The 14,358-nt window shown below is 30.5% G+C and carries 10 protein-coding genes; 6 read left to right on the top strand and 4 right to left on the bottom strand.

Features of this window, described 5'->3' with window-relative positions; genetic code table 11:
• Nucleotides 1-215: 215 nt before the first annotated feature.
• From QZZ48_RS09325 to QZZ48_RS09315, 3 genes are all read right to left on the bottom strand, one after another.
• A complete protein-coding gene (locus tag QZZ48_RS09325; protein WP_294964767.1) occupies nt 216-1,817 on the bottom strand; it encodes a DEAD/DEAH box helicase in 1,602 nt (533 codons plus the stop codon).
• 168 nt (nt 1,818-1,985) lie between these two features.
• Nucleotides 1,986-4,148, bottom strand: coding sequence for a bacteriohemerythrin (locus QZZ48_RS09320; protein WP_294964763.1), 2,163 nt, complete (start codon nt 4,146-4,148; stop codon nt 1,986-1,988).
• A 53-nt stretch (nt 4,149-4,201) separates the two neighbouring features.
• Complete coding sequence (locus QZZ48_RS09315) at nt 4,202-6,361, bottom strand: bacteriohemerythrin (RefSeq protein WP_294964760.1); 2,160 nt, start codon at nt 6,359-6,361, stop codon at nt 4,202-4,204.
• 57 nt (nt 6,362-6,418) lie between these two features.
• Between QZZ48_RS09315 and QZZ48_RS09310 the strand changes: the two genes are divergently transcribed.
• Both QZZ48_RS09310 and QZZ48_RS09305 read left to right on the top strand, forming a co-directional pair.
• Nucleotides 6,419-7,609: a DNA recombination protein RmuC gene (locus QZZ48_RS09310; protein WP_294964757.1), complete on the top strand. Its 1,191-nt coding sequence runs from the start codon at nt 6,419-6,421 to the stop codon at nt 7,607-7,609.
• Nucleotides 7,606-9,486: a cache domain-containing protein gene (locus tag QZZ48_RS09305; RefSeq protein ID WP_294964756.1), complete on the top strand. Its 1,881-nt coding sequence runs from the start codon at nt 7,606-7,608 to the stop codon at nt 9,484-9,486. The genes QZZ48_RS09310 and QZZ48_RS09305 overlap by 4 nt, the downstream gene beginning before the upstream one ends.
• A gap of 9 nt (nt 9,487-9,495) precedes the next feature.
• Here the strand turns inward: QZZ48_RS09305 and QZZ48_RS09300 are convergent, their stop codons facing one another.
• Nucleotides 9,496-10,182 (bottom strand): response regulator, encoded by a 687-nt coding sequence (locus tag QZZ48_RS09300; RefSeq protein WP_294964754.1) that lies wholly within the window; start codon nt 10,180-10,182, stop codon nt 9,496-9,498.
• A 32-nt stretch (nt 10,183-10,214) separates the two neighbouring features.
• Between QZZ48_RS09300 and QZZ48_RS09295 the strand changes: the two genes are divergently transcribed.
• From QZZ48_RS09295 to QZZ48_RS09280, 4 genes are read left to right on the top strand one after another with little or no spacing between them, the layout of a single operon-like run.
• Nucleotides 10,215-10,415: a hypothetical protein gene (locus tag QZZ48_RS09295; protein WP_294964752.1), complete on the top strand. Its 201-nt coding sequence runs from the start codon at nt 10,215-10,217 to the stop codon at nt 10,413-10,415.
• A complete protein-coding gene (locus QZZ48_RS09290; RefSeq protein WP_294964749.1) occupies nt 10,415-10,804 on the top strand; it encodes a DoxX family protein in 390 nt (129 codons plus the stop codon). The genes QZZ48_RS09295 and QZZ48_RS09290 overlap by 1 nt, the downstream gene beginning before the upstream one ends.
• Nucleotides 10,805-10,860: 56 nt before the next feature.
• Nucleotides 10,861-14,058 carry a response regulator gene (locus QZZ48_RS09285; RefSeq protein ID WP_294964746.1) on the top strand — a complete coding sequence of 1,066 codons (3,198 nt, stop codon included), beginning with the start codon at nt 10,861-10,863 and terminating at the stop codon, nt 14,056-14,058.
• A 3-nt stretch (nt 14,059-14,061) separates the two neighbouring features.
• Nucleotides 14,062-14,277: a hypothetical protein gene (locus QZZ48_RS09280; RefSeq protein ID WP_294964744.1), complete on the top strand. Its 216-nt coding sequence runs from the start codon at nt 14,062-14,064 to the stop codon at nt 14,275-14,277.
• Nucleotides 14,278-14,358 lie beyond the last annotated feature (81 nt).

Raw genomic sequence — 14,358 nt, 5'->3', positions numbered from 1 at the left:
ACTTCTTTGTTTTTGGTCGAATAAGATTAGCAGATTATCGATTAATCCTATCTTTCAACTTACTTTCAAAAAATTGCACTTGATTTTAGAATTGGCGGTATTATAATTTGAGTTGTTCATATATTAATGTAAAAGATAGATAAAAAGTAAAAGGGTGATGTTATATGTAGTAGCAAGTTTCCAAACAGAAAGAATTCTGTTTGGAGAGTAAAAGCTTAGTCTCTATGTCTATTAGAGCTTCCACCTGAACGGTTTCTATCTCTATTTCCACGGTAACCGCCACCTTCACGGCTAGCACCATCGCGACTTCCGCCACCTTCACGGTTACGATCTCCGCCGCCACCTGAACGAGGCTTATTTCCACGGTAACCACCGCCGCCGCCACTTCTACCACGAGAACCACCTCTACCACGAGATTGACCACCTCTTTGAGCAGCACGAGTTAAAACAGCTTCAAGTCTATCAGCAGGAATACCAATAGTGTTTGGACCTTTAATATCTTGTTGATCTAGTAACATAGATATAAGTTTGTAAGCCATTTGCTCTTCATCAATATCTTCACGAAGTTTGTCTAAAACTTTATGAGCTTCATCATAAATCTTATGGTCTTCAACTTTTTTTACAAGTGCATCAACTGTTGACTCTCTTAAGTCATTTTTACTTGGAATAAAAGCGTGACCCATAGAAGTTCCAACTTTTTGTTTAATACGTTGAAGCTCTTTAAACTCTAGAGGAGTAAGTAATGTAATTGCCTTACCTTTTGTACCAGCACGACCAGTTCTACCAATACGGTGAACATAAGACTCTGGATCAAATGGGATATGGTAATTAAATACGTGAGAGATGTTGTTAACATGTATACCACGAGCTGCAACATCAGTAGCAACAAGTACTTTTACAGAATTTTGTTTGAAACCTTTAATAACAGTTTCACGTTGACGTTGCTCCATATCTCCATGAAGACCATTTGCTAAGTAACCAGCGTTAGAAAGAACATTACTTAGTCTATCAACTTCAGATTTTGTTCTACAAAATACAACACATTTTTCTGTTTCTTCTGCATCCATAAGACGAATTATTGCGTCATCTCTTTCTGATTCTTCGATTACATAGTAAAGTTGTTCAATATCAGAGTTTGTAGTCTCACCCTTAGTAATAGAGATGAATTCTGGGTTATCTAAAATACGCTCAGCAAGTAATTTAATAGGCTTAGGCATAGTAGCTGAGAAAAGTAGTGTTTGACGGTTTGTTGGAAGATATGAAAATATTTCATTGATATCATCTAAGAATCCCATATCTAGCATCTCATCAGCTTCATCAAGTACAACAATACTAGGAGTAAAGTCTTTAACCATATTTTTCTTAAGAATATCTAATAAACGACCAGGTGTAGCAACAACTATACTTGCTCCACGTTCAATAAGATCAATTTGACGTTTGTATGAACTACCACCATAAACTGTAACAGTTCTAGCATTCATATTTCTACCATACTTGAATAACTCATCACTTACTTGTGTAGCAAGTTCACGAGTTGGTGTAATAACTAAAATCTCTACACCATTTCTTACATCGATATTATTTAGTGCTGGAAGACCAAAAGCTGCTGTTTTTCCTGTTCCTGTATGTGCCTGACCTACAATGTCACGACCTTGAAGAACTAGTGGAATAGCTGCTGCTTGAATTGGACTTGGAGTTACAAATCCTGCTTGTTCAACGCTTCTTAATAAGTCTTTATTTAAACCTAGGTCTGCGAATGTAAGTAGATTTTCTTCTACAACGGGTGTACTTTCTTCTGTTTGTGCATTTTCTTGCATCATTATCCTTTAAATGTAAGGAGATGATACAAGTTTGCCAAACGCAAAGCATATTCCCCTTAAACAATTTCGCGAATTATAGCTAAATAAACCAAATTTTATCTTGAAAGTGATTGTAGTTAAAATAATTTAAGTTTGTATTGTGTAAAATAAGGCTTGTAAAAAGCTCTATTTATCTATAATAGTGCAGTTTCTACCCGATTTCTTTGCCTTATATAATGCCTTGTCTGCTCTATGTAAGATATCTTTTACTTCGTTGTCTTCATCTAAAACAGCGATACCAATACTCACACTATATTTGATAAGATTCTCTTTTATATTTACTTCAGAGGAATAGATTTTTTCACGAAATCTCTCGGCAAATTGATAAGCGTCTTCGCCTGTAGTCTCTGGTAACATTATTATAAACTCTTCACCACCTACTCTTGCTACCACATCTAAAGTTCTAATCATTTCTAAACAGATAGATGCGAAGTGTTTTAGTATTTCATCACCTACAGCGTGTCCATATGTGTCGTTAATATTCTTAAAGTGATCTATATCTAGCATTAAAAAACTAAGATTACTTTTATAACGACTTGAACGTTGTAACTCTAAGGCTGATATTTCCGCAAACTTACGTCTATTTAATACTCCAGTTAAAGAATCTATAGATGCCATCTCTTCTAGTTTTAGATTTTGTTTTTGATGTTTTTTTATCTCTAATTCTTTTTTACTTAAGTAAAGTTGTGCATAGATGTCACCTCTTAAGAGTTTTTGTCTTGTAATCTCGTAAGCTTCGTACATCTTAGACATTTCATCATTTGTGTTTACATGTGAAAGTTTAAGTGTTCTATCTCCATGTGATAAATATTTCATGGCATCTATTAATTGACTCATTTCATTTCTTGAACTCTGCTCAAAGATGTATATGATGATAACTGTCAATATGAAAATAATACTTGTGTAAAAAATCCATGTGAAAAGGTTATTAGTACCATTTTCTAGTCTATTTTGAATTAGTATATTAATTTCATATAGAAGTACATCTTCAAACCTCTTTATATTGTTAATCAGTTGAGTCATAGACTTAAACCAAAGTAGAGAGTTAATATCTTTAAGATTGTGATTTTTTATACTATTTTCTAAGTTATAGATTGTAGAAGATATGTCTGAACTAATAATTTTGTTTAGTTCATCTTTTTGAAATGATGTAGCAGTGTGATTGAAATTATTTAAAAGTGTATTTTGAGAACCAAGTAATTGTATAAACTTTATATATTCTTTTTTCTTAGTTATATCTTTATTCTCTATAATTGCAGTTCCATATGCTCTTTTTAAACCTAGTGCTTCTTTATACTGTAAGAGTGAATAAAAAGATGATATGGATGAAGAAATATCTTTATCAAGATTAAACATTGCCATTTTAGAAGTGATTCCTAAAATATTTTTAATTATATCTGTATAAAAATTTATTGCAGTATTTTGAGATACTTCATTAGCATCTATTTTTTTTCGAAAATCATTTAGGGTATTTATATCTTTTTGAAATGTTTTAATAAAAGGAGTAATTACTAAAAGTTTATCACTATTTACACTTAGAAGCTTATTATTAAATGATTCTATTGATTTTAGAGTAATGCTTCTTTGTTTGTTAAGATTCTCTTTAAATTTAGTCTGAGATGAAGATAGGTAGCCAGAACTTAAACCTCTTTCAATCTGTAAGGTATGTGCTAGTTCATTGATGTTTGTTATAACTTGAGTAAGTGTTGATGTTTTTTTAATATCTTTATAATTGCTATAGTCATTAAAAATAATAATGAAACCAATAATTAGCATTCCTAAAAGTGGAATGATTGAGAATATAAATATTCGTTTGGTGAAACTAAAGGTTTTAGTTGTTTTATCGATTATTTTTTTAAGTATTGATTTTTCAGATCTATTTTGATTTGATATTGCAGAGTTTAAAAAAATATTAGTTGCAGGAATATCTTCTTCAATAATATGATTAAAAAGCCAATCTGTTAAAAAGTAACTGACTTCTTGTGCATGCTCGGTATTTAATGAATTCGTAAGTTTAGTTTTTAGTTCCGGAATCTTTTCTATGAAAGTTTTATGCTCGTGAATATGTTTTTTAATTCTTGGATGATTGTGATTTTTTAGAAAAGTTTCTTCTCTTTGGAAGTGTATTTTAGTATATTCTTTTAACTCATTAAAAATATTATCTATTATATTATTTGTTTCATTATTACTTATTGCTATTGAGAGGTTGTTTATTATATTTAGTAGTTTTTTATGGTCATCATCTACTTCTTTGACTCCGATACTTAATCCATCATTCCAATTTATCATAGCTAGATTGTATATCAATAAATATTACAATAGTGTTAAACAAAAAAAGGTTTTTATTTGTAGATTATACTACGGTTTCTTCCTGACTCTTTTGCTTGATACAGAGCTTTATCTGCCTTATGTAAAATGTCTTTTACATCTTCTTTTTTTTCTCTATCTAAAGTGGCTATACCGATGCTAACACTGTATTTTATAATGTGATCTTTAGCCTGTACTTCACTAGCATATACTTCTTCTCGAAATCTCTCTGCAAATATGTGAGCACCTTCACTAGAAGTTTCAGGGAGCATAATTATAAACTCTTCTCCTCCAACTCTGGCTACTATATCTAAGCTTCTAGCCATTTCTAAGCATAAAGAAGAGAAATGTTTAAGTATTTCATCTCCAATAGCATGTCCATAAGTATCATTAATATTTTTAAAATGATCTATATAGAGCATTAAAAAACTAAGATCGCTATTATAACGATTAGAGCGTGTTAACTCTTGAGCAGAAAGCTCTTCAAATTTACGTCGATTTAGAGCTCCTGTGAGAGGGTCTATAAATGCAAGTTCTTCAAGTTTAGTATTTTCTTTTTGGTGTTTTTGTATCTCTAACTCTTTTTTACTTAAATAGAGTTGTGTATATATGTCACCCTTTAGAAGTTTTTTTCTAGTTGTCTCATATGCCTCATACATATATGCTAGTTCATCTCTATTTACCTGTATGGGAGAAAGTCTAAGGGATCTTCCTCCCTGTGCTAAATCTTTCATAGCATCAGTTAGTTGGTGAATTTGAAATTTAGTACTTTTTTTCAAGGTATATAAAATTGAGAGGGTGAAGAGTAATATGGTCGTATTAAAGATAAGCCACAGTAAAAAATTATTAATAGTTTTATTGATATGTTTATCTACTAATATATTTATATCTGAGAGTAACTCATCCTCAAATAATTTAATATTGTTAATGAATATAGTCATAGACTTAAACCAAATTACAGACTCTAATCTGTTAAAGTCATATTTTTGAATATGATTTTTGTAAGATTTTATCTGTTTAGCTATTTTTGATTTTTGTAATAAATCATAATTATTTTTTTGTTCTTTATTAGCTGTTTGCTCAAATGTGCTTAAAAAAGATTCTTGGGATCCTAAAAGTTTTGTAAAGGTAACATACTCTTTTAGCGTTGCATCTTTTTGTTCTATTATCATTGTTCCAGAAGCTCTTTCTTGTCCTAAAGACTCTTTTAAGTGTTGAACAGATGAAAGAGTAGCAATGGATGAATAAACTCCTCTATCAAGGCTTAAAAATGCTACCTTAGGAGTGATATTTAGAATATTATTAATTATATTTGTATATTTTGCCATAGCTTCTGATTTAGATATTAACTTTGAATCAATATTTTTTCTAAATTTATTAAGAGATGAAATATCTTCTTTAAAGGTTTTTATATATGGGTGCATAAGAGGAATGCTATCTATGTCACTATATTTTATTTTATTTAGAAATGCATAAGTCGCCATATCAACAACTGTTCTTTGGACTTGTATATTTTCTTTAAATTTATCCTTAGTTGAGGATAAATATCCACCGCTTAAACCTCTTTCTATTTGAATAGCATGAATTAACTCACTAATATTTGTAATAATATTAGTAATAGAAGAAGTTTTTTTCATATCCTTATATTGATTGAAATTATGGAATAAAATAATTGAACCAAATAACAGCATACCAATCAATGGAATTAAAGCTGATAAAAGTATTTTTTTTGTAAAGCTAAACTTATTAGTAATTTTTATTATTGTCTTTGTAAGAAAACTGGTATTTTCATTATATAAATCATTCTCATTTAATCTAGTTATTTCAGGAATATCTTCTATAATATGGTTTAATAACCAGTCAGTTAAAAATGCACTAACTTCTTTTGCAGTTGAAGAGTTTGTAGAATTAGAAACTTCTTCTTTTAGTTTGGGAATAGCTTCTTCAAATTCTTTATGTTTCTTTATATGGTTTACAATTTGTGTAGAAGTACATCTTTTTTTAATGTATATCTCTTCTCTACGAAAATGATCTACTGCATAATCTTGCAAATCATCAAAATTTTTTTCTATATATTTTTGTGCTTTATTATTATTTATTGCGAGTGAAAGTTTATTAATAATATTTAAAAGATTTTTATGGTCATCGTCTATGGCTTTAACCCCAATAGCAAAACCTTCGTTCCATTCTATCATAACGATATTTTAACATAATGTAGTATACTTTTCCCATAAAATAGGTAGGATAGCTTAATGGATATATATTTAATACTTTTAATAGCAAGTATTGTAATAATTTTAGTATTGTTATATCTTTATCTTATAACTCTTGGGTATAAAAATAATTTACGACTTAAGTACGCAGTACTGAGTAGTCGCTATGAAGAGGAGATAAAATCTTCTAAAGAAAAGTTAGAGATTATGCAAAATGCAAAAGAAGAACTCTCAAAAGAATTTAAGTTACTTGCAAACCAAATATTTGAAGATAAATCAAAAAAATTTAATAATACTCACAAAGAACAGTTTGAGATTTTACTTCGCCCATTTCGTGAACAGATTACAAACTTTTCAACTCAGTCCCGAGAACAATTCACTCATGAAACAAAAGAGAGATATCTTTTAAAAGATGAACTAATCCGTTTAAAAGAGATGAATGCTCAGTTGTCCCAAGATGCACTAAACCTTACAACTGCTCTAAAGGGTGAAAATAAGACACAGGGTAATTGGGGTGAAATTGTATTGGAGAGAATACTTGAAGAGTCTGGTCTTCGTGAAGGTATAGAGTATAAAACGCAGTCTACTCTAAAATCAAGTGAGGGAAAAATATATCGACCTGATGTAATTATACATATGCCTCAGGATAGAGATATTATAATTGATTCTAAAGTCTCACTAGTAGCATATGAGAGATTTATGAGTGAAGATAATCCAGAAGCTAAGTCTTTAGCTCTCAAAGAACATCTTAATTCTATTCATAGGCACATAAAAGATTTAAGTTGTAAAGACTATGATAGGCTCCAAGGTGTGAACACTCTTGATTTTGTACTTCTTTTTATGCCTATAGAAGGTGCATTTTTATTGGCACTTGAAGCAGATGGAAAGTTTTTTAAACGTGCTTATGCTAGTAATATTTTAGTTGTATCTCCTTCTACTCTTTTAGTAACTCTAAGAACAATAGAACATATTTGGCGTACTCAAAGACAAGAGGATCATGCCATGAAAATTGTAGATGAAGCAGAAGCAATGTATGAAAAACTAGTTCATTTTGTTGATGAGATGCATAAAGTTGGAAGTCATCTGCAAAAAGCTCAAGACTCTTATGAAACTTCTATAAAAAGACTTAAATCTGGAAAAGGTAATATCATAAAGCGTGCTGAGAATATGATAGAACTTGGAGTAAAACCTAAAAAAGTTTTAAATATCTCAAGTGAAGATGAATCATGAAAATTAATGAAAGAAAAATAATACCCTATCTTATAGTTGTTGTTCCTCTTGCTCTTGTATTAACAGCAAGCTTTTTTATCACTACTTTTTATGTTGAAAAAGTAAAGGCATATTTTTATACTGTAAAAGTTGGTGCTATAAAAGAGCATGTCGAGTCTAAAAAAGCAAAAGGTGAGATGTGGGTAAATCAGTTAAATCTTCTTTTTGACTATAGGAACAGTAGAGTTGAAGAAAATATAAAAAACCAATTGCAAACAAGAGTAGATATGGCATATAAAAGTGCTAGATTTATCTATGAAAAATATGAAGGAAAAAAAAGTAATAGAGAGGTTAAAGAGAGAATTATAGATGCTCTTAACCAAATGACATATAGTACAAAAAAAGATTATATATTTATAGCTGACTTTACAGGAAATAGCATACTCTCAAGAAGTTCTTTATTAAATCAAAAAAATATAAGTGCTTACGAAGATGTTGATGGAAGAGCTATGATTTTAGAAGAGATTCAAAAGGTTAGAAAAGATGGTGAAGGCTTTTTGGAGAGTAATTTTTATACTGGTTCTGGAAAACAAATTATTTTAGTAAAAAACTTAGAGATGTATGGCTGGTATATAGGATCATCTACAAATGTTTTACAAAAACGAGAAGATTTGAAGGCTTCGCTCTTAAGTATGGTTCAAAGTATCCCTATGGACCATACAGACTTTATGGGACTCTATGATGAAAGTAAACCCATCTTTTTGTCTAAAAAAATGAAAGAATTTTCAGTTATTAATTCTCTTGAAATTATAAGTGAAAATTTATCTCAAAAATCTAAATGGTACAAAGATAGAGTAGATGGTTACTACTATTATTCTAAGTATTATAAACCTCTTGATTGGCATTTAGTTTATGGATTCGATATATCAACAATGAGTGAACAAGAGTTAACAAAGCACAGAGACTTAGAAGAGATGCTAGATAAAGAGTTGGAGTTTATCATTAAATCTTCTGCATCTATTATTATATTTGTAATGATGCTCTCACTCTTATTATCTAGAAAAATTAACCATATATTCTCTCAGTATCAGATAGAGGTTCAAAAAAGAACTGATGAACTAGAGAAGCTAAATGAATCGCTTGAACAGAGAGTTTTTGAAGGTTTAAAAGCTCACAGACAAAAAGACAAGATGCTTATCCAACAGTCAAAAATGGCTGAGATGGGAGATATGCTTAGTATGATTGCCCATCAGTGGAGACAGCCTCTTAATCAGATGTCATATCTATTTATGAATATTGACTCTGCTTATGAGTATAAAGAGTTAACTAAAGAGTACCTTGATGATAAGTTAAAAGAAGGAAATACTCTCTTAGAGTTTATGTCTGTAACTATAGATGACTTTAGAAATTATTTTAGACCTGATAAGGCTAAAGAGTTTGTATTAGTAAGCGATGTTGTAGCTACTAGTGTTACTCTTATGAAAAAGTCATTGGAAGTTAGTGGTGTTGAAGTTGAGTTAGAATCATACGGAAGAGATTTAACTCATATATATAAAAATGAATTTATTCAAGTTATGCTAAATCTGATAAAAAATGCAAAAGATATCTTAGTAGATAAAAATATAGATAATCCAAAAATACGAATTACTTCTAGATGCGAGAAAGAAGAATTAATAGTTGAGGTTTATGATAATGGTGGTGGAGTAGATGAAAGTATTATGGATAAACTCTTTGATCCGTATTTCTCTACAAAAGATAAACAAAGTGGAACAGGTTTAGGACTTTATATGTCTAAGATGATTATAGAAGAACACCTAGGTGGAAAACTAAGTGTTCATAATGTCGAAGATGAAGGAGATGTTTCATCACGTGGAGCATGTTTTAAAATCGAGATTTAAAAAACTCTTTTATTCGCTATAAGTATGTAGTTTATATCCACTTCCTGACACATTTTCTATGCAGTGCTGGGGAACTTTTTTCCTTATCCCACGCACAAGAGAACGAATAGCATCTTGACTCATTCCCTCATAAGCCCATATAGCACTTTCAATCTCTTCATACTTAACAACTCTTGTATGGTGATGAGCTAAAAGGTCAAGAAAAAGAGTTTCATTTTTTGTTAGTTTTATCTCTTGGCCATTATTATAAATAATTTTCTCATAAGCGTTATATAAAGCCGTTGCAGAAAGAGCAAGGTTGAACTTACTTTTGTCTTGTATAAGTTCAATAGATTTCTCCAAGGCATTTATAAGTTTGTCTTTTGTAATAGGTTTTATGATGTACTTTACAAGTTGTAGCTCAACTGCTTTTAAAAGATACTCTGTGTCTGAATGAGCTGTGGCTATAATAATCTGAACATCTTTATCATGAGCTCTGATATAACTTGCCATATCGATGCCATTAAGACGGGGCATACTAATATCTGTGATGATAATATCTGGCTTATGTGCTTTCCAAACGCTAATAGCTTCTTTGCCATCTTTTGCTTGTAAGACTACTTTAGCAACTCTTTGTAAGTATTCAACAGCACTTTTACGCACCATTTCTTCATCTTCTACGTAAAGAACGGTAAAGTTTTTTAGCATATCTTTCATATTTTATTCCTCAATTTAGGTATTATACTCTTATGAAAATACAAACACAATATAACTACGAAAAAACGTGGACGATAACAAATGAGGCTGATCTTCTTAGGATGATAGAAGAAGAAATTGGAGATGCAGATCCCAAAGGAACACTTGCTTATGTAAAAGATGCTATTAAAGGATCGAAGACCATTACAGTAGGAAGTTGCAGATTTAGAGAAGAACCTAAAGGAGATAAATAGTGTTTCAAAATAGCGATATAGCAAAGTTAATAATTAGACTTAGTCTTGGTGTCATGATGTTGTTTCATGGAGTAGAGAAAATCATAAATGGTATAAGTGGTGTAAAGCATCTGACAACAAACGCAGGACTTCCAGAGTTTTTAGCTTATGGCATTTATCTTGGTGAAGTAGTAGTACCTATATTTATTATATTAGGACTGTATGCAAGAGTTGCATCTGTGTTATTGGCTTTAAATATGCTAATGGCTATATTTTTAGCTTATGGAGGAGCTCTGTTTGCATTAGGAAAACATGGTGCACCGGTTATTGAACTTCCATTTTTCTATTTGGTTCTTTGTATATCTGTATTTTTACTTGGTTCAGGAAGATATAGCGTTAACGCTAAGTGATATTTTATTGTCTTTGTTGTAGAGTTATTATATATCTACAAGGGGCGGTAAGGTAAATGTTTAATAAATCAGAAGTAAGTAGAGTAGTTTGGTATAAATCATTTGGTTTTTCAATTTTATTTTGGTTTGTCCTTTTATCTTTAATCCCTTTACTTCTCATCTCATATGAGAGTTATATAGAGAGTGTTAAAGGCTTTAAAGAAGCAGCCTTTGAAGATCTTAAACATACAGCAAAATTAGAAAAGAAGTTTATAGATAATTGGTTTTATTATAGAGAAGTTGATCTGTCCACTTGGTCACAAACAAAAGCTAATACAGACTTTTTAACTCTACTTATTTCAGAGTTTAAAAAAAGTTCTAAAAGTTTAGATGAGTTTGTCAAAAGTGATGAGTACGCAGATACTATAAATAAAAACCAAGGTGATTTGCTAAAACTAACACAAAATTATGATTATATTTATGATCTGTTTTTGATTGATAATGATGGAAATATTTTATTTACTGTGGCTCAAGAAGATGACTTAGGTAAAAATCTACTAAATGGTTCGCACTCATCAACAAAATTTGCTTCTTCATTCTCTCAAACACTCAAAGATTCAAAACCTCACTTCTCGGATTTAGAGTTATACAAATCTTCAAATAATATGCTGACCGGGTTTTTAACAGCAGCTATGATTGATGATAGTGGCAATCAAATTGGTGTTTTAGCTGTAGAGTTAAAAGCGCAACATATATCTGCACTGCTTAATGACAGAGTAACTAAAACAAGTAACTACCTACTCAGTAAAGATGGACTTTTAATCAATGATATGGTTTCTAAAACTTTTAATTCTAAGGTTGAGACTTCTGTCCTTAGTGCGTGGTATGATAAGAACTTAGAAATTTCGAATAAGACAAACAAAGAAGAGATGATCCCCAATTATATAAATCCATTTTCTAATACTGTAATAGGTAAACATCACTATATAGATATATTAGGAGTTAAGTGGATACTCTTTAGTGAACTTAATGAAGATAGCATCTACACTATTGCAAATAAAGTTTTTAACAAAGCTTTTCTTTTCTTTTTAGTAACAATATTTTTTGTTTTAATAGTTTCATTTATAATATCTAGACGAATAGCAAAACCAATAAAATCTCTCTCAGATGCAAGCATGAAATTTTCTAATAGTAAAAAAGATATAAATCTAAATCTAAATTTCAGTGGAGAAATAGGGCAATTGGAGTCTGCATTTAAGGTTATGCTTGATTCTCTTAATAAAAATGAAGAGCAAATCAATTTTCAGACAATTCAAGCAAAAAAGACACTAAGAGAACTTAATGAGCAGAAATTTGCTTTAGATGCACACTCTATTGTAGCAACTACTAATGTAAAGGGTGATATTACATATGTAAATGATAAATTTATTGAAATAAGTGGTTACTCAAGAGAAGAGCTGATGGGCTCTAATCATAGAATAATAAACTCAGGAGTACATTCACATGCTTTTTGGGAAAAAATGTACTCTACTATAAGTCGTGGAGATATTTGGCATGATGAGGTTTGTAACCTTAGTAAAGATGGAAAGCAATATTGGGGTGATACTACAATAGTACCATTTATGGGTGAAAACAATAAACCAAATACTTATGTAGCAATTCGCACAAATATTACAGCTGCAAAAGAGTTAGAACTTGAACTAACAAAAGCAAATGAAGTAGCCGAGGATAGTGTTAAAGCAAAATCGGAATTTTTAGCAACAATGTCTCATGAGATTAGAACTCCAATGAATGGGGTTATTGGAATGCTTGGTTTATTAATGAAATCTAAGTTAGATAATACTCAAAAGCATCAGACTTCATTAGCTCAAAGTAGTGCAAAGGCACTGCTTAGTTTGATAAATGATATCTTAGACTTTTCTAAAGTTGAAGCTGGAAAAATGGAGTTAGAGCAAATTGATTTTAATATTCGTGATGAAATTGGTGGATTTGCCGAAGCTATTGCTGTGAAATCTCAGGAAAAAGATTTGGAACTAATTTTAGACCTCTCAGGAATAAAGCTTGATATTATAAATTCAGACCCTGGACGAATTCGACAGATACTCTTTAATATAGTAGGAAATGCTATAAAATTTACATCTAATGGCTTTATTTGCATAAGAGCAAATCTTAAAAAACAAAATGAAAAACAAGCAAGACTTATTTTTGAAATATCAGATACTGGAATAGGAATACCAAAAGAAAAAATAGATATATTATTTGACTCTTTTTCACAACTAGATGCCTCTACAACAAGAAAGTACGGAGGGACAGGTTTAGGTCTTGCAATAGTGAAAAAATTATGTAAAATGATGAATGGTACGGTTAATGTTGATAGCGAATATGGACAAGGAAGCAGATTTATAGTAGACATAGAAGTTGGGCTTAGTAAAAAGTCATCTTTAGTCAAACCTTCATTTTCTGTAGAGGGCAAAAAAGCTCTAATTGTAGACTCTTCTTCTTTAAACATTAGTGCTATACAAAATCAATTAGAGTCTTGGGGCATGAAAATATTTACAGCCATAAATGAAGAAAATGCATTGAAAATATTAAAGACAAAAGAACTTGATATATTATTTGTAGATATAAAGATGGATGAGTTTGGATCATTAATTCGCAAAGATGCAAGTTATGATAACTTAAAGCTTATTATGATGACTAGATTAATAGAGAGAGAAAACCTTCTAAAAGATGCTCATTCATGCTTTGATTTATTTATTCCAAAACCAGTAATTACAAAAGATCTATTTTATGCTTTAAATACTTTAAATGATAATACTTCTACATTTATTGAAACACAAGAAGAGCAAGAAGAATCATTAAATACTGATATTAATATTTTGTTGGTTGAGGACAATCTTACAAATCAACTTGTTGCAAATGGTGTATTGGGCTCTTTTGGTCTTAATGCAGACATAGCAAACAATGGTATTGAAGCCTTAGATGTTTTGAAAGATTCTGATAAAAAATATGACCTTATATTGATGGATTGTCAGATGCCAGAACTCGATGGTTACGATACCACAATAGCTATTAGAAATGAAGAAGCTGGTAAAGAGTATATAGAGATACCTATTATTGCAATGACAGCAAATGCAATGCAAGGTGACAAAGAAAAATGTGAACTTGCCGGAATGAATGACTATATTAGTAAACCTTTTGAATTCGAAATGCTAAAAAAAGTATTGAAAAGATGGAGTTTAGAATCTAAGAAAAATACTTTGGAAAAGGTATAAGATATGAAGTTAATAATCAAAGGAATTCTATTTTTCTTCTTGTCAATATTAATATTATTTTACAGTTTATATTATAAGTTGGATAATGGAATCACAGATAAGAAGATTATTCTTGGTCAATCATCAGCTATAACAGGTGCAGCATCTGATTTGGGTAAGTCTTTTCGTGATGGAGCATTAGCATACTTTGCTCATATAAACTTGGAATGTCCCCTATAAACTAGACAAACTTTAATTCAGTAATTTAGATAGAATAATACAAATGTGTTATGAGATTTAATAGGATTAAAAATGGCAAGA

This window comes from Sulfurimonas sp. (genome assembly GCF_016744025.1).
Classification (GTDB): domain Bacteria; phylum Campylobacterota; class Campylobacteria; order Campylobacterales; family Sulfurimonadaceae; genus Sulfurimonas.
Note: the sequence above shows the minus strand (reverse complement) of the source record. Positions and strands in the feature narration are given on the sequence as shown.